Here is an 18,937-nt window from a genome sequence, read left to right as displayed (position 1 = left end):
CCGGTCACACGTGTCACGCCCTACACTCGGCGGGCCCCGTGCCCCGTCCGGACCGTCGCAGAGGGAATCGCCGCCGTGCCCGCCATCGCCGTCCCCGCCTTCGTACGCCGGGTTCCGCTGTCGCCGAGTCGGCTGCCGGACCTGCTGTTCCTCACGGTCGTCATCGGCGGTGTGGTCAGCCTCGTCGACCTGAACGCAGCCACCTGCTGGGAACTGGTCCCGCTCATCACGGTGCTGGCGGTCGGCTACGTGACCGGGCTCGCCCTCTGGGACCGGCTGGGACGACGGGGGCGGCCGCTGTGGCTCGGCTCGCTGCTCACGCTGTGGTGCTGGATCTCCTGGGGGACGCCCCCGCAGGTCGCCTCCGCCTACATCTGGCTGGCACTGCCGCTGGCGATCCTCGCCCTGCGCGTGTTCACGGGCCGTGCGGGGGTCGTCGCCGTCGCCGGGATCACCGCGCTGCTCGTCGTGCTGGTCGCCCACGCCTCCGGCAGCCCCCATCCCGAACTGTTCCTGCCGCCGGCGGTCGCGCTCTGGGTCACGGTCGCCCTCTACCGCGCCCAGCAGCGCCTGCTCGGCGAACTGCGGAGCACCCGGGCCGAGTTGGCGCGGGGACAGCGCGAGGCCGGCCGGCTCGCCGAGCGCGCGCGGATCGCCCGGGACCTGCACGACACACTCGCCCAGGAACTCGCGGGCAGCCGCATGCTCCTCCAGGCGGCCGACCGCGACTGGGACCGCCGCCCCGACCTCGCCAGGACCCAGGTCCGTACGGTCGCCGACGCCCTCGGCGCCAACCTCGCCGAGACCCGCACCATCATCGACGACCTCACCCCGCCCGCCCTGGAGCACGACGACCTGTCCACCGCGCTGCGCACCCTGTGCGCCCGCACCACGGCCACACCCTCGCGGGTGCTGTTCCGCACCGCTGGCGAGCCGGGCGACCTGCCGCGCGACCGGGCCGCCGCCCTGCTCCGCGTCGCCCAGGGCCTGCTGGCGAACGCCTGCGAACACGCCCGCGCCCGGCACGTCTGGGTCACCCTCGACCACCGCGACGACACGGCCGTCACCGTCGAGGTCCGCGACGACGGCGTGGGCTTCGACCCGCGGGAGGCCGGCGGGGGACGGCGCGACCGGGGTCTCGGCCTGCCCGCCGGCCGCGCACGCCTCGGCGCCCTCGGCGGCTCGCTCACCGTCCGCAGCGCACCCGGCCGCGGCACCCTGGCCCGCGCCAGCCTCCCCGTGGGCGCCCTCGCCCTCGCGGGTCCGGCGGGCGAGCGGTGACCGCCCCCGACGACACCCCGCTGCGCGTCCTGATCGTCGACGACCACCGGGTCGTACGGGCCGGCCTGCGCGCCCTCCTGACCGGTGAGCCCGGCTTCGACGTCGTCGGCGAGACCGGGGACGGCGAGGAGGCCGTACGGCTCGCCGCGCGGCTCCGCCCCGACGTGGTGCTGATGGACCTGCGCCTGACCGACGACACGGCCCCCGGCCCCCGGCTCGGCGGCCTGGACGCGACCCGGCGGATCACCGCCGAGGCCCCCAGCAGCCGGGTCGTCGTCCTCACCGGCGCCGGCACCCAGGGCGATGTCCTCCGCGCGATGGAGGCCGGCGCCCGCGGCTACATCCTCAAGGCCGGCCCGCCCGAGGAACTCTTCCGGGCGGTGCGCGCCGCCGCGGCCGGCGGCATGGGACTCGCCCCCGAGGCCGCGGGCCACCTCGCCGGTCACCTGGCCGATCCCGGGGCCACCCTGAGCGAGCGGGAGATCGAGGTCGTACGGCTGCTGGCGCTGGGCCGCAGCAACCGGGCCATCGCCGCCGCCCTCCACCTCACCGAGGCCACGATCAAGACCCATCTGGTCCGCGTCTACCGCAAGCTCGGCACCGAGAACCGGGCGAGCACGGTGTCGGAGGCGGTCCGGCGGGGACTGCTCGAACTGGGCTGAGCCGGTGCGGGGCCCCGGTTCAGTGGGCGCCCGCCGCCTCGAACTCCGTCCCGCACGGGCCCGCTCCCTCGCTCTCCGGCAGGGGCACCGGAGCCCCGCTCATCGTCAGCACGTCGTAGTACCGGCCGATGCGTTCGGTGGAGCGGCCCACGTAATGGCCGATGAAGGAGCGCCGGAAGCGGTCGGTGGTGCGGTTGGGCTGGGAGCCGTGCACGAGGCTGCCGTTGAAGAACAGGACGTCGCCCGGGGCCATGTCGACGGGTACGGCGGCCAGGCCGGGCGGCGGCGGCACGTACTCCCGGACGAAGGAGACCTCCGCGTCCGCCTCCTCCGGACAGAACAGGTCCATGCGGTGCGTGCCCGGCACGAACTCCAGACCGCCGTTGGCGCGGTCGATCACGTCGCAGGCGATCCAGGCCGCCACACAGGTCCCCGGCTCGACCCGCAGATAGAAGTTGTCCTGGTGCAGCGCCTGCCCCCGGGCCCCCGGCGGCTTGAAGTAGAACATGCTCTGCGCGGCCAGGACCTCCTCACCCAGCAGCCCTTCGAGGATCACCCGCAACCGTGCGTCCAGCAGCACCCGCAGCGACAGCTCGTCGATGCGGTGCGGGTGCATCACCCGGGGGTGCGAGTCCAGCGGGTCGGCCGGCCGGTCCGCCGCGGGCGTCCGGGGCCGGAAGTGCCCCGGGATCGGCCCGCCCGCCCGCAGGGCCTCGAACCGGTCGCACACCTCCTCGATCTCGGCGGGCGAGAACAGTCCCCGCGCCACCAGAAAGCCGTTCTCCTCGAACTCCGTCCTGCCCGTGACTGCCATCCGCGTGTCCCTTCCCTGCGTCCCGATCGTGCTCCACGCTAGGTTCGAGCACCCCCGGGGAGGATGCCTGTGCATGCTGACGACCTGCCCGTGACTGCTGTGCCCGCCGATCCCTCCCCGCCCCCGGGCCAGATGATCGTCGGCCGCTTCGACCAGGTGCCGCCCTACGCGGTGAACCGGCCGCGCGGCGCGGACAGCTGGTTGTTCACCTGGACCAGGGGCGGCGCGGGACTGCTGCGGCAGGGCGCGGCACGGACCCGGGCGACCCCCGGCGACCTGGTGGTCCTCGGCCCCGGAGTGCCCCAGCACTACGCGGTCGCGCCCGGCGCCGGACACTGGGCGTTCTGGTGGGCGCACTGCCAGCCGCGGGCGTCCTGGACGGCCTGGCTGCGCCCGTACGAGACCGGGGACCGGCTGTACGCCCTCCCGACGGCCCCCGACGGCATCCGCGTACGGGCCGACGCGGCCTTCCGGCGGATGCTCGCCGACGCCCGCTGGACCGGCGAGGGCGCGCCGCCCGCCGCCGGGGGCACCTCGCCGGGCGACGCCTCCACCGAGGTGGCCGTCGCCCACGGCACGGCGGCCCGGGAACTCGCCCTGTGCTCCCTGGAGGAGGCGGTACTGCTGACCGCCGCCCGGTCCGAGCCGCGCCCCTCGGGCGTGGACCGGAGGATCCGCCGGGCGGAGGACCTGATCGCCGCCGACCCGGGAGCCCCGCACACCGTCCGGTCCCTGGCCGAGTCCGTCGCCCTCTCCCCGTCCCGGTTCGCGCACCTCTTCACCGAGCAGCTCGGGCACTCCCCGATGCGGGTCCTGCACCACGCCCGCCTCCGGCACGCCGCCCGGCTGCTGGAGGCCACCGAACTGCCCGTGGAGAGGGTGGCCGGGGCCTCCGGGTTCGGCAGTCCGTCCCACTTCAGCAGGGCGTTCCGGGAGCGCTACGGGGTGCCGCCGGGGGAGTACCGGCAAGGTCTGCGCGACGACGACGGCTGAGGGCCCGCCCCCTCGGTCCGCGTGCTCAGCCCCCGAAGACCAGCAGTGACAGCCACAGCGCCACCACCGAGGAGAGCAGCGCCGCCGGGACGGTCAGCAGGCCGAGGCGGGTGAACTCGCCGAGGTCCACGTCGTCCTCGTGCTGGTGGACGATGCGGCGCCAGAGCAGGGTGGCCAGGGAACCGGCGTAGGTGAGGTTCGGGCCGATGTTGACACCGAGCAGCACGGCGAGGACGGCGCCCGTGCCGAGCGGGGCGGCGAGGGGGACCAGGACCAGGACCGCCGGCAGGTTGTTGATGATGTTGGACAGCACGGCGGCGAGGGCGGCCACACCGAGCAGGGCGAGCAGACCGGTGCCGGACGGCATCACGCGGCCCAGCGCGTCGGCGAGGCCGTTGTCGACCACGGCGCGCACCACGATGCCGAGCGCCAGCACGAACGCCAGGAAGGGCAGCGAGACCGACCGCAGCAGCGCGACCGGGCCGGTGGTCCGGCGCACGAGCGCGCGGACCGCCAGCACCACGGCCCCGGCCAGCGCCGCCCAGACGGGCTCGATGCCGAGCACGGACGTCAGGACGAAACCGGCGAGCGTGCACAGGACCGTGACCAGCGCGAACATCGGCAGCTCGGGCGCCTCGACCGGCTTCTGAGGCGCGGGCGCCACGGCGTCCAGGTCGCTCGCGAAGAACCGCCGGAAGATCACGTACTCGGCGGCCACGGCCACCGCCCACGGCGCCGCCATCAGCAGCGCGAACCGGGTGAAGGTGAGCCCGCTCGCCGTGAACGCCAGCAGGTTGGTGAGGTTGGAGACGGGCAGCAGCAGCGAGGCCGTGTTCGACAGGTGCGCGGTGGCGTACACATGCGGCTTGGGGCGGGCGCCGAGCCGGGCGACCGTCGCGAACACCACCGGGGTCAGCAGGACGACCGTGGCGTCCAGGCTGAGCACCGCCGTGATGCCGGAGGCCAGCACGAACGTCGAGCCCAGCAGCCGCCGGGGACTGCCCGCCGAGGCCCGCGCCATCCACGCCCCGCACGCCTGGAAGAGCCCCTCGTCGTCGCAGAGCTTGGCCAGCACGAGCACGGCGGCCAGGAAGCCGAGCACCGGCCCCAGCAGTTCGGCCTCGGCGCGGGCGTGGTCCAGGGAGACGGCGCCCGTGGCGACGGCGATGCCCGCGGCCGGGACGGCGACCACGGCCTCCGGCAGCCCGAACGGGCGGGCGACCGCGCAGCCGAGGACGACGACGAGCAGGACGACGGACAGAACCTCGGCGAGGGCGGTGTTCACGGCAGGGCTTTCGGGCGGTAAGCGGCGCTCAGACCTGAGAACCCTACATCCGCGCGACCCGGCGAAAGAGGCCGCCGACCTGCGGTGAGGTCCTTCTCACGTGGTGCGGTGCGCCCGCCTCACTCCTCGGACAGGGTCAGCTCCGCCCAGATCGTCTTGCCGTCCTCGGTGTGCCGGCTGCCCCAGCGCTGGGTCAGCTGGGCCACCAGCAGCAGGCCGCGTCCGCCCTCGTCGAACGTCTTGGCGCGGCGCAGGTGCGGGGCGGTGCCGCTGCCGTCCGACACCTCGCAGATCAGGGTGGTGTCGTCGTGGATCAGGCGCAGCTGGATCGGCGGGACGCCGTGCCGGATGGCGTTGGTGACCAGCTCGCTCACCACCAGCTCCGCCGTGAACGCCGACTCGCTGATGCCCCACAGCGCCATCTGCGTCAGCACGTACTGGCGGGTGCGGGCGACGAACGCGGGGTCGGCGGGTATCGACCAGGTCGCGACCTGGGCCGCCTGCAGTCCGCGCGTACGGGCCAGCAGCAGGGCCACGTCGTCGGGGGCGCCGTTCGCGGGCAGCAGGGAGTGCACCACGCCCTGGCAGATGTCGTCCAGCGACCCCGTACGGCCGGAGAGGGCCTCGGCCAGCAGCTCCTGACCGGCGTCGATGTCCCGGTCGCGGGTCTCGATCAGACCGTCGGTGTAGAGGGCGATGACGGTGCCCTCGGGCAGTTCGAGTTCGGCGGACTCGAAAGGCAGTCCGCCGAGGCCCAGGGGCTGTCCCGACGGCACTTCCACCTCCATCGGCCGGCCGTCCGGGTCCAGCACGACGGGCGGCGGGTGCCCGGCGCGGGCGAAGGTGCAGCGACGGGTCACCGGGTCGTAGACGGCGTACAGACAGGTGGCGCCCACCTCACCGGTCACCCCCTCGCTGCCGGCCTCCGCGGAGAGCCGTACGACGAGGTCGTCGAGGTGGGTGAGCAGTTCGTCGGGGGCGAGGTCGACGTCGGCGAGGGTCCGGACGGCGGTGCGCAGCCGGCCCATGGTGGCGGAGGCCTGCACCCCGTGCCCGACGACGTCACCGACGACCATGGCGACCCGCATCCCGGACAGGGGGATCACGTCGAACCAGTCGCCGCCGACCCCCGCCTGCGCGGCCGGGAGATACCGGGACGCCGCCTCCAGGGCGGGCATCCGGGGCAGGGTCTGCGGGAGGAGGCTGCGCTGGAGGGCGAGGGCGGTCTCGCGTTCCCGGGAGTAGCGGCGGGCGTTGTCGATGCAGACGGCGGCCCGGGCCGTCACCTCCTCGGCGAGCAGTTCGTCGTCGGCGGTGTACGGGTCCAGCCGCTTGAAGCGGGTCAGGACGGCGACGCCCAGGGTCGTGCCGCGGGCCCGGATGGGCACCGACATGGTGGTGTGGACGCCCAGTTCCTTGACCCGCGCGCTGCGCAGCGGGTCCCAGGCGAGCCAGTCCGACAGGGTGTTCGTCGGATCCGCCGCCACGATCGTGTGGCCGACGGACAGGGAGGCCGCCTGGGGGGAGGTGGCGGGGTAGACGTCCGTGCGTCCCACCTCGACCACCGCCTCGGGGCAGCCGGGGGTGACCGACTGGTGGGCGGCGCGGCGGAGCGTGAAGGGGGCGGAGAGCGGGCCCTCGTGCGGTTCGTCGCCGTGGTCGAGGGACTGCATGAGGTCGACGCTGACGAAGTCGGCGAGGACGGGGACGCACACGTCCGCCAGCTCCTGGGCGGTGCGCGTCACGTCGAGGGTGGTGCCGATGCGGATGCTCGCCTCGTTCACCAGCTGCAGCCGCTGCCGCGCCAGGTACTGCTCGGTGATGTCGTGCCCGGTGACACAGACCCCGATCGGCGCGCCGGACTCGTCCATGAGCGGTGCGATGGCGGCCGACCAGGCGTGGGCGCGCTGCTCGTCGGCGGCCCGCAGGAACGTCTGCACGTCCTTGCGGCGGCCGAGCGCGAGCACCTCGCGCAGGTGCTCCTCCAGCTTCTCGCCCTGCCGGCCGCCGATGATCTCGGACATGTGCAGGCCCCGGAGGTTGTCCTCGGGCATGCCCACGGCGTCGGCCATCACGTCGTTGATGCCGCGCAGCCGGAGCCGGTCGTCGAAGACGGCCATGGCGCACGGCGACTGGAACATGACGGCCGCCGCGAGCGGGTCGTCCCGCCCCAGCGGGCCGGGATCGTCCAACGGGCAGAGAACCAGCCAGTTGCCGTCACCGTCGCCGTCCGTCGGGCGCTGCTGGTGGGCGAGCAGCCACGCGGTCACCGTACGGCCGTCACGGTGACGCAGGGTGAGCGTTCCGCTCCAGCTGCGACTGCCCGGCGGGGGTGGGAGGAAGGGGTCGCCCGAAGCCAGCAGCTCCTCGGCGGGGCGCCCCACGACGTCCGCCGCGGGCCAGCCGAGGAGGCGTCTCGCGCCCTCGTTCCACTCGACGATCGTGCCCTCGCCGTCCATGGCCGCCCGCGCCGTGGCGGCACCGTCCAGGGCATACGCAGGGGCGTCACCGTGCGTTACCTTGCGGCTCCTCATCGTCGCGAGTTCCATTCCGCCGGACCGAACGGGCTTACGGGTGAAATCCAGCCTATGTGCTCCGCGGGGAAAGCGGATGGGAAACCGCATCCTTGTGCGGTCTCCCGTACCGGTGTTCGCCGAGGGGGCCGGGGTTCTCGGGCGCCGTGAGGCACGCACGGTGGTGGCGATGCCGGACCACGGGCCGCCCGGATGCGTACGGCGCCCCGCGCGTGCCCCGCAGGCAGGTGCCCGCGCGCCGGTCCCGCCGGGCCGGGGGTCGGCCGTCGCACCGGGGCGCGAGGCGGCCGGGCTGCCGGGGGGCGGACCTCGCGACGGGCTCCCGTGAGGTGGTGGTCCCGGCCGTGCCCCCGCCCGTCGGCTGCCCGGGCCGGACTTCTCGACTGCCGCGGCAAATCGGCGTGTCGGGCCCGCCGGGCCGGGGGCGGACCTCGCGACGGGCTCCCGTGCGGCGGTGGTCCCGGCCGTGCCCTCGCCCGGCGGTTGCCCGCGCCGGACTTCTCGACTGCCGCGGCAAATCGGCGCCCCTCGTCGTGGGTGGTTGCGCGGTCGGGCGCCGTGTGCGGCGGCGCGAGTGGTTTCCTGGGCGGTTGTGTTCCGGCTGCGCCCAGGTTCGGCGGTTTCTCGGTTCTGCGGCTGCCGGCCGTCTCTTGTCGTGGGTGGTTGCGCGGTCGGGCGCCGTGTGCGGCGGGGCGAGCGGTTTCCTGGCTGTTGTTCCGGCTGTGCCCAGGCGGCGGTTTCTCGGTTGCTGCGGCTGTCGGCCGCCCCTTGTCGTGGGCGGTCGCGCGGTCGGGCGCCCCCGGCGGCGGTGCGACCGGCTCGCCCCGGGGGCGGTTCCCCGTCGTCGGGAAGGTCCCGCCTCCGGGCGACGGGCGCCCGACTCCCCGTGTCCGGCGGGGGTACCCCCTGGCTGCCGTCGGCCGCGTCGCGGCCTTCTCGTTCGCCGTGGAGGGGGCGGCCGAGTCCGGCGCCCGCGCGGCGGCCGGACCGGGGTGGGTTCGAAATCGGTCCCGTCCGGACCGTTGACGGGCTGTCATGTCTCTAACAGCATGGCCAAGGTCCGCAATTGGGAGCGCTCCCACTCTCAAGTCGTCCCTCTGCGCCACCGTTCGTCCGTCACCGCTGTGCGCCCCCCCTCCCCCCGAGGAGCCCAGACGTGAAACGCCGCAGAACCAGCCTTCTCGCCCTCACGGCCCTCCTCGCGGCCGCGCTCACCGCGCTGCCCGGCGGCTCGGCCCAGGCCGAGGAGGTCGAGCAGGTCAAGAACGGCACCTTCGACACCACCACCGCCCCCTGGTGGACGACCGGCAACGTCACCGCCGGCCTCACCGACGGACGGCTGTGCGCCGACATCCCCGGCGGCACCGCCAACCGCTGGGACGCGGCCGTCGGCCAGAACGACATCACCCTCGTCAAGGGCGAGTCGTACCGGTTCCGTTTCTCCGCGTCCGGCTCACCCCAGGGCAACGTCCTGCGGGCGATCGTCGGCCTGTCGGTGGACCCGTACGACACCTACTTCGAGGTGAGCCCCCAGCTGAACGTCTCGGGCGACTCGTACACCTACACCTTCACCTCACCCGTCGACACCGCACAGGCCCAGGTCGGCTTCCAGGTCGGCGGCAACGCGAACCCATTCACCTTCTGCATGGACGACGTGTCGCTGCTCGGCGGCGTGCCGCCGGAGGTGTACGAGCCCGACACCGGGCCCCGGGTCCGCGTCAACCAGGTCGCCTATCTGCCCGCCGGGCCGAAGAACGCCACCCTGGTCACCGACACGTCGGCGAAGCTGCCCTGGAAGCTGAAGAACGCGTCGGGCGCCGTCGTCGACCACGGGCGGACCACACCCCGCGGACTCGACGCCTCCTCCGGGCAGAAGGTCCACTCGATCGACTTCGGCGCGTACCGCAAGCGCGGCACCGGCTTCACGCTGGTCGTCGACGGCGAGACCAGCCGCCCCTTCGACATCGACCCGCGCGCCTACGAGCGCCTCCGCCTCGACTCGCTGAAGTACTACTACACCCAGCGCAGCGGTACCCCGATCAGCGACGCACTGCGCCCCGGCTACGGCCGCGCGGCGGGCCACGTCGACGTCGCGCCCAACCAGGGCGACGGCGACGTGCCCTGCCAGCCCGGCGTCTGCGACTACCGGCTCGATGTCACCGGCGGCTGGTACGACGCCGGCGACCACGGCAAGTACGTCGTCAACGGCGGCATCTCCACCTGGGAGGTGCTGAGCACCTACGAGCGCGCGCTCCACGCCCGTACCGGCAGGGCCGGCAGGCTCGGCGACGGCTCGCTGGACATCCCCGAGAGCGGCAACAAGGTGCCCGACCTGCTGGACGAGGTCCGCTGGGAGCTGGACTTCCTGCTCAAGATGCAGGTGCCGAAGGGCCGGCCGCTCGCCGGCATGGCCCACCACAAGATCCACGACGAGCAGTGGACCGGTCTGCCCCTGATGCCCGCCGCCGACCCGCAGAAGCGCGAACTGCACCCGCCGAGCACCGCGGCGACCCTGAACCTGGCGGCCACCGCCGCCCAGGCGGCCCGCCTCTACCGCCCCTACGACCGTGCCTTCGCCGCCAAGGCCCTCGCCGCGGCCCGCACCGCCTGGGCGGCCGCCGTCGAGCACCCCGCGATGTACGCCTCCGAGAGCGACGGCGTCGGCGGCGGCACCTACGCCGACAACAACGTCACCGACGAGTTCTACTGGGCCGCCTCCCAGCTGTACCTGACCACCGGTGAGAAGCCGTTCCGGGAGTACGTCCTCGCCTCGCCGGTGCACACCGCCGACATCTTCGGACCCATCGGCTTCGACTGGGCCCGCACGGCCGCCGCCGGACGCCTCGACCTCGCGACGGTGCCGAACAAGCTGCCCGGCCGTGACAAGGTCCGCAAGTCCGTCGTCGAGGGCGCCGACCGCTACCTGGCCGCCCTGAAGGCCCAGCCGTACGGCATGCCGTACGCGCCCGACGGCAGCGTCTACGACTGGGGTTCCAACCACCAGATCCTCAACAACGCGGTGGTCGTCGCCACGGCGTACGACATCACCGGGGCGTCGAAGTATCGCGAGGGCGCGCTGCAGAGCATGGACTACCTCTTCGGCCGCAACGCCCTGAACATCTCCTACGTCACCGGCTACGGCGAGGTCGCCGCCCACAACCAGCACAGCCGCTGGTACGCCCGTCAGCTCGACCCGAACCAGCCCGGTCCGCCGGTCGGCACCCTCGCGGGCGGCCCGAACTCGGGCATCCAGGACCCCTACGCACAGAGCAAACTCCAGGGCTGTGTCGGTCAGTTCTGCTACATCGACGACATCCAGTCCTGGTCCACCAACGAACACACGATCAACTGGAACGCGGCGCTGGCCCGTATGGCGTCGTTCGTCGCCGACCAGACCTGAGCCGACCGGACCTGACGCGTCCGGTCGGCCGGGTGGCCGGCCGACCGGGTGGTCACCGTGCGGCCGGCGCCCTTCCGGGGCGTCGGCCGCAACGGTGTCGGTACCGCAGGTCATGCCCGGTGACCTGCGACTATTTACGGTCAAGTACCCTCGCGGTACCGTGGGCGCATGCCAGCTCTGAATGTGGAGTTCAGCGACCGCGAGCTTGAGGACCTGCGGCAGATCGCCAAGGAACGCGGTACGTCGATGAAGGCGCTCGTGCGGGCGGCGGCAGCGGCCGACATCGTGCGGCACCGGGCGCTCAAGGAGGGTGCGGAGACCTTCCGCCAGTTCTTCACCGACCACGCGGACGAGTTCGCGGCCGCCTTCCCGGACGACGAACCCGCCGCACCGATGCGAGGGCGGGCCGTCTGACCGATGGCCTCCGTCATCCACATCGACGTGCCCTGGCTGCTCCAGCGGCACGAAGAGGTCATGCCCGAGCAGCCCAGCATCAGCGACTTCTCCGCGCTCGTCGCCGCCGTGGCCCGGCACCGCGTCGATCCGCCCCGGCTGGGTGTCGACTCCGACCCCGCCTGGCGGGCCGCCGCGCTGCTGCACACGCTCGCCGTGCTCAAGCCCCTGCCGGCCGCCAACGCCCGCTTCGCCTGCGCGACGGCCGTGGCGTACATGTTCGTCAGCGGCGCCGGCATCGACCCGCCGTACGGGACCCTGGTGGACCTCGCGCGCGATCTGCTCTCCGGCGCGACGGACGTCTACGGGGCGGCGGACCGGCTGCGGTCCTGGCAGATCTGAGCGCGCCGGGCCGACCGCCCGGGGGACGCCGCCTCCGGGGCCGCCGGCCGAGGGCGGGAGGAGCAGGGCCGGCGGCCGTTTCGCGCGGGAGAGCCGCCGTTCCGCGCGGGGCCTTCCGAGGTGGCCGCCTCGATTCAACAGCGCACCCCGGCCCCGCGGGAGCGTGCGCGTGCCGCCGGGGCGTGCGCACGGTTCACACGGGGTGCCCGGGTCCTTGAATTTTCAGGAAACCGGAAGGCTTCGTTCTGCGAAGCGGAAGCAACCGTACCGGTCATCTGACCTGCTTTTAGTGATGCAGATGTTGCTCAAGCTCCTTGTTAGCCATGAGTAACTTGTGCAAGGGTGAACTTCCTGCGCATGGGCAATGGCCCGGCTGGAAAGGCTATTTGGCCTTTCCGGTCGCCGAAGGGCCCAAAAGGCCCGCGGCGGACGGCTGTTGCGCGGCCCGGTCCCCGGCCGCTTTCCCGGCGCCCGCCAAAAAGGTACGCACCAATCCAGGGCCCTTTTCGGCGGCCACAACTCCGTGTGCCATCTTGTGCCTTGGAAGGAAACCCGCTCTGTGCACACCCCCCACCCGCCCCGCCCCGCATATGCGCCCGCTCCCGGCCCGGTGCCCGGGGAGTCCGACGAGACTCTCGCTTCCCGGCTGAGGGGCTGGCCGGACGGCGGCACCGGCGACCCCGTCGCCCTGCTGATGGCACGGCACTGGCAGCCCACGTACGACTACGCGGCGATCTGTCTCGCCACCCAGTCCGAGGTCGCCTCGATGGTGACGGCCACCGCCTTCCACCGGGTGCTCGACGGGCTGATGCGGGGCGAGTCGGGCGTCGCGCTGCGGCCGCGACTGCTGGTGGCCGCGCGCGACACCGTCAAGGAGTGGTCCGCGGAAGAGGGTGTCTCCCAGGTCCTGTCCGACCTGCGCAAGCCCGCGGGCGGGCGCGGTATGCGGGCGGCGAAGTCCATGACCCCCGAAAACCGCAAGCTCGTCCAGCGTTCTTTCCAGGCTCTCCCGGCGGTCGCGCAGTGCCTGCTGTGGCACACCGAAGTAGAATCCGAAACGATAACCATACCCACTGGTCTGCTGGGGCTCGACGCCGACAACGCGGTGGCCACGCTGGAACAGGCGCGCGACAAATTCCGCGAGGGCTGTGTCCGCGCCCACCGGGAACTCGCGCCGTCCAAGGACTGCCGCTTCTACAACCGGCTGCTGGACGTGCCCATTCGCCGGGGCGGCGCCCTGCTGCCGGATGTCCAGCAGCATCTGCTGGAGTGCCGTTACTGCCGATACGCCGCCGAGCAACTCAGCCATTTCGAGAGCGGACTGGGCGGGGTGATCGCCGAGGCCGTACTCGGCTGGGGAGCCCGGCGCTACCTCGACTCCCGCCCCGGCCGCATGCCGCAGAAGGGGGCTTCGCGGCGTCCCGGGAGCGGCGGCCGGCACCGCCTGCTCTCCCAGATCCCCGCGCAGCGCCGCAAGATCACCTCCGGCGCGCGCAGCCCGCGGGCCCTGCTCACGGTCGGCGTCTCCTCGGGCGCGCTGCTGGCGGCCGTCCTGGGCGCCGCGTTCCTCTCGGACGACGGCGGCGCGGCCGATCCCGCCGCCTCCACCAGTGCCACCGGGGGTGTCGCCACGGCGCCCGACACCGGCAACGAGACCACCACCGACACCGGTTCGCCGACCCCGCCCGCATCGGACGGACGGCCCACGGGGCCCGTGCAGACGCGGCTGCGCAACCAGGCCGCCGATCTGTGCCTCGACGTCAAGGGCGGCAAGGCGGAGAAGGGCGCCGCCGCCGAACTCGCGGAGTGCGACACGGGCTGGACCCAGAAGTGGTCCTACGAGGAGGACGGTCTGCTGCGCAGTGTCGCCAACCCCGAGCTGTGCCTGGACTCCCAGGTCGACGCCGGCGTCGTCGTCCTCGGCAAGTGCGCCGACGAGGACTCCGCGCGCGGTGACGACGTGCGCTACGACTTCACCGTGCAGGGCGAGTTGCTGCCCCGCTGGGGCGAGGGGCTGGCCGTCGCCCCGATCGGCAGCGAGCCCAAGGCCGACATCGTCATCAAGGTGCGGGACCACTCCGGTCGGCAGCACTGGCTCACCGACGGGGTGACCGCCAGCCCCGACTCCCTGTCCGTCTCCGGCTCCGAGGCGCCCACGCCCGAGACCGAGCCGGTCACCCGCCGGCCGGAGGCCGACACCTCCCCGGAGCCGGGGCCGGGCGACTCCGGCTCCCCGGAGCCGAGCGCGCCGCCCGGGGCCGAGGCCGAACAGAACGGCTCGATCAGGTCGGTGGCCGACGGCCCCACGACGGAGACCCGGCCCGGCACGGAGCCCGACCCCGGCACCGGCGCGGTGCGTCCTCTGACGGCCGTCGACATTCCGCACCTCCTCAGCGGGCTCGGGTTGTGAGCAGGGGCGGTCCTCGGGCGCGGGGGCGCGAGGACCGCGCGCGGAGCCTGCCGGGTCGGGCGTCCGCGCCGGGGCCGCAGTCCGCGCCGGGTCAGGCGTCCCCGTCGGCGAGGCTCTCCGGGCCGACCGAGGCCGGCGTGCGGTGCCCGGACAGAGCGAGGGTGAGGTCGAACTCGGCGAGCAGGCACCGGACGACGTGCTCCACCCCGGGCTGTCCGTCGAGGGCGAGACCGTAGACGTAGGGGCGCCCGAGGAGCACGGCCCGCGCCCCGAGGGCCAGCGCCTTGAAGACGTCGTCACCGCTGCGGACACCGCTGTCGAAGAGGACGGTCAGGCGGTCGCCGACCGCCCGGGCCACACCCGGCAGCGCGTCCGCAGCCCCGATCCCGCCCGCCACCTGCCGGCCCCCGTGGTTGGACACGACGACCCCGTCCATCCCGGCGTCCGCGGCGAGCCGGGCGTCGTCGGGGTGCAGCACGCCCTTCAGCACGATCGGCCCGTCCCAGTGCTCGCGCAGGAACGCCAGGTCGGGCCATGTCTTGCCGGGGTCCCCGAACATGCCGGCGAAGTGCAGCACCGCCGCGTTCGGGTCCTCGTGGACCGGTTTGGCGAGACCCGCCAGGAACGCCGGGTCGGAGAAGTAGTTGGCGGTGCCGACCCCGTGCAGGAACGGCAGGTACGCCCGCTCCAGATCACGCGGCCGCCAGCCGAGCAGCGGGGTGTCCAGGGTGACCACGAGCACGGAGTACCCCGAGGCCCTCGCCCGGTCCAGGAAGCTCCGGGTGACCTCGCGGTCCTTCGCCCAGTACAGCTGGAACCAGCGCTCCGCGTCGCCCATCACCTCCGCCACCCGCTCCAGGGGCGTGCTGGACGCCGAAGACAGGATGTACGGCACACCCTGCGCGGCGGCGGCCCGCGCGGCCGCCGTCTCCGCCTCCGGGTGCACGATCGACAGCACGCCGACCGGGGCCAGGGCCAGCGGCGCGGGCAGCGCGCGGCCCAGCACCTCGACGGACAGATCGCGTTCGCTCACGTCCCGCAGCAGCCGGGGCACGATCCGCCGCCGCTCCAGCGCCGCCCGGTTGGCGCGGGCCGTGCTGCCGTCGCCCGCGCTGCCGGCCACGTAGCCGACCGGTCCCGCGCCGAGCCGGTGCTCGGCCAGTGCCTCCAGCCGGTGCGCGTCGGCGGGCAGCCGTGGCACGGAACCGCCCATCCCGCCCAGGTAGATCTCGTACTGGAAGTCCGCCCAGTGCTTCGCCATCCGTCCGCCCTGCCCCTCACCGTCGAGAACACCCCGCGTCGCCGACGATCCTGACGAGCCGTGGGGGAGCCGTCCAGCATCGCGCACGCTCCGGGGCGGTTCGCGTGCGCACGACCGACAGGTCCGCCTGTTCCCCGAGGCCGGGAACGGGTGAATCGTCCACCACCCGAGGGGCCGTGCGAGGGCCGTGCGAGGGCCGTAGGAGGTCCGTACGGGGGCCGTTCGGGCGGTTGTCGCGAGGGGAAGCGGAATGTTTCAGGCCTATTGCGCAGCCGTGCAGATCCGGCCATTCATGATCATGGGGCGATCGGGAGCCGCTCAGAATCGGGGTTCCCGTGGTCGGGTTCCGTAACTTCGCGCCACTGATTCAATACTCAAAGTTACTGAAACGCATGGGGTCGATGTGTGTTCCCGCCCTGGACCCGGCAGACTCGCGCTCGCCGATCCGGCACCCGCCGGGCCGGCTCCGTCCACACGACCGATGTGGCGGGGCCGCCCGGGAAATCCTGCAGAGCGGAAGGATGCACATCATGCGGAAGACCGCGCGTTGGGCAGCGACTCTCACCCTGACGGCCACCGCCGTCTGCGGTCCCCTCACGGGCTCCGCGCTCGCCGCCCCCGAGCCCGCCGCGGCCGGGCTCTACGCCCCCTCGGCCCTGGTGCTGACCACGGGTCACGGCGAGGCCGCGGCGACCGTCACACCTGAGCGCGCGGTCACCCTGACCTGCGCGCCCAAGCCCTCCGGCACACACCCCGCGCCCGTCGACGCCTGCGCCGAACTCCGCCGCAGCGGCGGTGACTTCGAGGCCCTCGCGGGCAACGCCGGAGCGATGTGCAACAAGCGGTACGACCCGGTGGTCGTCACCGTGGACGGCGTCTGGCAGGGCAAGCGCGTCGCGTACGAGCGCGTCTTCGCCAACTCCTGCCTGAAGGACGCCGCGGCGAGCGTCCTGTACGCCTTCTGAGCGTCCCGCACGAACGAGGCCGCCTCGCGCGGCCGACAGACCGGGGTCGTGTGGTTCCGCGAGTGATGAGCGAGGGCCCGTGGCTGGGGAGCGCGAGCCCTGTCGCGGTGTGCCACGTGATCCCGCCCGGGGGCCGGCCGAAGCGGAGTGGGGCCGCGGCCGGCCCCCGGCATCATCCGCCGGGGAGCTGACGGCCGGTCACCCGGGAGTGATGCTCCAGCGTCCGACCTCCTGGTGCCCGGAGTCGTACAGGGGCTGGCCGTCCCCCGGTCCTATCTCGCAGTGGCGCAGGTTGCCGCCCCAGTAGCGCAGGATGCGCTCCAGTTCCTGGACGGTGGTGCCCTCGTCCCAGTCCGTACCGTCCAGGTCGACTTCGAGAAGAAACTTCACTTCGCCTGTCCCCACTTCCCTCTCGCTCGGTTTCCGGGCCGTTCGGATTCCGCGCCGGTATGTCCCGGCGCGGTGCGAGCGCCCGCTTCCGTCCTTCAATCGTTTCATTGAACTGCTACTTGAGACTTGGCCCTCGCGGCGGCGCCCCGGGGGGAACGGACGGAAGGTCCGCGAGCGGCGGGAAGCGGCCCAGCAGCCGGGCGGCGCGCAGCAGCCGGTGCATCCGGGGCTGGTCGCAGACGAGCCGGAGCCGCCCGCCGCCCGCCCTGGCGGTGGCCTCGGCCCGGCACAGCACGCGCAGTCCCGAGCAGTCGAGGAAGGCGACCTCGCGCAGGTCGACGAGCACGTCCGGTGCGCCGGGCCCGCCGACCGCCGCCGTCAGGTGCTCCGCCAGCAGGTCCGCCGACGCCACGTCGATCTCGCCCGTGACCACGACGACGGTGTACGGGCCGGTCCGGCGGGTGTGCGCGTACCGGTTCGCGGGAGGAGGGGTGGAGGGCGCCGCCCGACCGGGGAGGGGGCCGGGCCGGGGCCCGGACCCGGCGGTCGCGTCCCCGGGCCGAGGAGCGGCACGGTCATGGGCATCCGGAGTCATGGCGGCTCCACCTCGTCACGGGGAGGGCGCGTCGGATTCCGTTTGCTACCCCGAGGTGGGGCCGGTCATCCCTTCGGCGCCGCACGCAAGAACTACGGCACTCGAAAAGGTGAATTACCTTGCCGTGCATTGACATGGTCGGGGGCCGCTGATCCAGGGAGGATCGCCCGCGGGCCCGCGGGCCCGCCGGCCCGTCGGCGGCCGGCGGGTCAGTCGTGGTGGGACTCCTCCTGCGCCTGCTCGGCGGGTGTGATCGCGTCGCCCGCCTCGCCCCGGCGGCGGCGCCGCTCCTCGGGGTCGGTGACCCGGGTCGCGGCCTCCTCCGCCTCGTGCAGGACCTCGTCCAGGGCGGTGTCGGGCGTCTCGCCGGCGTTCCGTTCGTCGTGGCGGGTCATGGGGTGTGCCTTTCGGTGGGGAGTCATCGGGCCGGTACGGCGATGCGCAGGGGGACCGCGCCCGCTCTGCCCGGCGCGGCAGGTCCGGTGTCCTCGACGTCCCGCGTCACCTCCGACCACCACGCCGGGCCGTCCTCGATGTGCCGCAGGAGCACGCCCTCGCGGATCGCCCAGGGGCAGATCGTCACGGACTTCAGACCGATGAGCTTCATCGCGGTGTGCCCGACCAGCGCGCCGGCCAGGCTCTGCCTCGCCCGGGGCGCGGAGATGCCCGGGAGCGCGGACCGCTCGGCCGCCGGGAGACGTGAGAGGCGTGCGATGGCCACCTCCAGGTCCGCGCACCGCAACTCGCGCTCCACGAAGGGTCCGTGGCGGCCCGGCGCGGAGCCGCACAGCCGGGAGAGCTGCTGGAAGGTGCGCGAGGTGGCCACGGCGGTGCGCGGCCCCTCCCAGCGGATGCGCGCGGAGACGTCGCGCAGTTGATGGCGGACCTTGCGGCGCAGCGCCTTGACGCTCTCCGGTGACGGGGGGTCCTGTGCGAGGAAGAACTCATGGGTCAGCCGGTTGGCGCCCAGGGGGAGCGAGGCCACGAAGTCCGGCAGCCGGCCCCGGCCGAAGGCCACTTCCAGCGAGCCGCCGCCGATGTCCATCAGCGCCAGCGGGCCCGACCGCCAGCCCATCCACCGCCGCGCCCCGAGGAAGGTCAGCTCGGCCTCCACCTCGCCGGGCAGGGTGCAGATCGGTACGCCGGTCGCCGCGCGCACGGCCCGCAGCACGTCCTGGCAGTTCGGCGCGGAGCGCACCACGGCGGTCGCGAAGGCGAGCGGTGTCGAGGCCCCCCATCTCTCCGCCGTGCGCGCCGCGGCCGCGACCGCCTCGCACAACTGCCCTACGGCCTCGTCGGGTACGGCACCCCCGGGCGTCACGTGCTCCGACAGCCGCAGGCGCCACTTCGCGGTGTGCACCGGCAGCGGCACACCCCCCTCGGCGTCCGCCACCACCAGCCGTACGGTGTTCGATCCGACATCCACCACGCTCATCCGCATGACCCACGGAGTACCCGTACGGGGCCTGCGCACGCGTGTCCCGCTCGGCGGGCGGGGGCACGCGGTCGCATACCGGCCGACCGGGCGCCGTCGCACACGCCCGGCGGAGGA

16 protein-coding genes are annotated in these 18,937 nt (G+C 73.7%); 8 read left to right on the top strand and 8 right to left on the bottom strand.

From position 1 onward, the window contains the following. Window positions 1–75 precede the first annotated feature (75 nt). A complete protein-coding gene (locus PYR72_RS09450) occupies window positions 76–1,281 on the top strand; it encodes a sensor histidine kinase (RefSeq protein WP_275454883.1) in 1,206 nt (401 codons plus the stop codon). After that, window positions 1,278–1,943 carry a response regulator transcription factor gene (locus PYR72_RS09445; protein ID WP_275454882.1) on the top strand — a complete coding sequence of 222 codons (666 nt, stop codon included), beginning with the start codon at window positions 1,278–1,280 and terminating at the stop codon, window positions 1,941–1,943. The genes PYR72_RS09450 and PYR72_RS09445 overlap by 4 nt, the downstream gene beginning before the upstream one ends. A 19-nt stretch (window positions 1,944–1,962) precedes the next feature. Here PYR72_RS09445 and PYR72_RS09440 read toward each other — a convergent pair whose 3' ends face one another. Beyond that, window positions 1,963–2,757, bottom strand: coding sequence for a phytanoyl-CoA dioxygenase family protein (locus PYR72_RS09440; RefSeq protein WP_275454881.1), 795 nt, complete (start codon window positions 2,755–2,757; stop codon window positions 1,963–1,965). Window positions 2,758–2,820: 63 nt separating this feature from the next. Between PYR72_RS09440 and PYR72_RS09435 the strand changes: the two genes are divergently transcribed. Continuing rightward, window positions 2,821–3,750: a helix-turn-helix domain-containing protein gene (locus tag PYR72_RS09435; RefSeq protein ID WP_275454880.1), complete on the top strand. Its 930-nt coding sequence runs from the start codon at window positions 2,821–2,823 to the stop codon at window positions 3,748–3,750. A 25-nt stretch (window positions 3,751–3,775) separates the two neighbouring features. Here the strand turns inward: PYR72_RS09435 and PYR72_RS09430 are convergent, their stop codons facing one another. After that, on the bottom strand, window positions 3,776–5,035 hold the full coding sequence (locus PYR72_RS09430) for an SLC13 family permease (RefSeq protein ID WP_275454879.1): 1,260 nt from the start codon (window positions 5,033–5,035) through the stop codon (window positions 3,776–3,778). A 119-nt stretch (window positions 5,036–5,154) separates the two neighbouring features. Beyond that, a complete protein-coding gene (locus PYR72_RS09425; protein WP_275454878.1) occupies window positions 5,155–7,569 on the bottom strand; it encodes a SpoIIE family protein phosphatase in 2,415 nt (804 codons plus the stop codon). A 1,156-nt stretch (window positions 7,570–8,725) separates the two neighbouring features. Here PYR72_RS09425 and PYR72_RS09420 point away from each other — a divergent pair. The 4 genes from PYR72_RS09420 to PYR72_RS09405 all read left to right on the top strand — a co-directional run bounded on the left by PYR72_RS09420 (window position 8,726) and on the right by PYR72_RS09405 (window position 14,174). Beyond that, the gene (locus PYR72_RS09420; RefSeq protein ID WP_275454877.1) at window positions 8,726–10,969 is read left to right on the top strand and encodes a glycoside hydrolase family 9 protein; all 2,244 of its coding nucleotides are present in this window, start codon (window positions 8,726–8,728) and stop codon (window positions 10,967–10,969) included. Window positions 10,970–11,137: 168 nt separating this feature from the next. Continuing rightward, window positions 11,138–11,383, top strand: a complete 246-nt coding sequence (locus tag PYR72_RS09415) for a hypothetical protein (protein WP_037726766.1) — start codon at window positions 11,138–11,140, stop codon at window positions 11,381–11,383. A gap of 3 nt (window positions 11,384–11,386) precedes the next feature. Continuing rightward, entirely contained in the window at window positions 11,387–11,764 is a 378-nt protein-coding gene (locus PYR72_RS09410) for a hypothetical protein (RefSeq protein WP_059078428.1), read from the top strand. A gap of 559 nt (window positions 11,765–12,323) precedes the next feature. Beyond that, complete coding sequence (locus tag PYR72_RS09405) at window positions 12,324–14,174, top strand: ricin-type beta-trefoil lectin domain protein (RefSeq protein WP_275454876.1); 1,851 nt, start codon at window positions 12,324–12,326, stop codon at window positions 14,172–14,174. A gap of 91 nt (window positions 14,175–14,265) precedes the next feature. Here the strand turns inward: PYR72_RS09405 and PYR72_RS09400 are convergent, their stop codons facing one another. Further along, the gene (locus tag PYR72_RS09400; protein ID WP_275454875.1) at window positions 14,266–15,435 is read right to left on the bottom strand and encodes a lactate 2-monooxygenase; all 1,170 of its coding nucleotides are present in this window, start codon (window positions 15,433–15,435) and stop codon (window positions 14,266–14,268) included. Between the two features lie 530 nt (window positions 15,436–15,965). On the opposite strand from PYR72_RS09400, the gene PYR72_RS09395 reads away from it, so the two are divergent. Next, window positions 15,966–16,400 (top strand): protease inhibitor, encoded by a 435-nt coding sequence (locus PYR72_RS09395; RefSeq protein ID WP_275454874.1) that lies wholly within the window; start codon window positions 15,966–15,968, stop codon window positions 16,398–16,400. A 198-nt stretch (window positions 16,401–16,598) separates the two neighbouring features. Here PYR72_RS09395 and PYR72_RS09390 read toward each other — a convergent pair whose 3' ends face one another. The 4 genes from PYR72_RS09390 to PYR72_RS09375 form a co-directional block, all read right to left on the bottom strand. After that, window positions 16,599–16,790, bottom strand: a complete 192-nt coding sequence (locus PYR72_RS09390) for a hypothetical protein (RefSeq protein WP_059078424.1) — start codon at window positions 16,788–16,790, stop codon at window positions 16,599–16,601. A gap of 115 nt (window positions 16,791–16,905) precedes the next feature. After that, entirely contained in the window at window positions 16,906–17,385 is a 480-nt protein-coding gene (locus PYR72_RS09385) for an STAS domain-containing protein (RefSeq protein ID WP_275454873.1), read from the bottom strand. 209 nt (window positions 17,386–17,594) lie between these two features. Next, window positions 17,595–17,780: a hypothetical protein gene (locus tag PYR72_RS09380; RefSeq protein WP_275454872.1), complete on the bottom strand. Its 186-nt coding sequence runs from the start codon at window positions 17,778–17,780 to the stop codon at window positions 17,595–17,597. 23 nt (window positions 17,781–17,803) lie between these two features. Beyond that, the gene (locus tag PYR72_RS09375) at window positions 17,804–18,826 is read right to left on the bottom strand and encodes a Ppx/GppA family phosphatase (RefSeq protein ID WP_275454871.1); all 1,023 of its coding nucleotides are present in this window, start codon (window positions 18,824–18,826) and stop codon (window positions 17,804–17,806) included. Between the last annotated feature and the right edge of the window lie 111 nt (window positions 18,827–18,937).

Origin of the sequence: Streptomyces sp. VNUA24, from assembly GCF_029167005.1 — a bacterium.
In the GTDB taxonomy this organism is placed as follows: domain Bacteria; phylum Actinomycetota; class Actinomycetes; order Streptomycetales; family Streptomycetaceae; genus Streptomyces; species Streptomyces scabiei.
The sequence above is the reverse complement of the archived record's forward strand: the minus strand, read 5'-3'. Positions and strand labels throughout refer to the sequence as shown.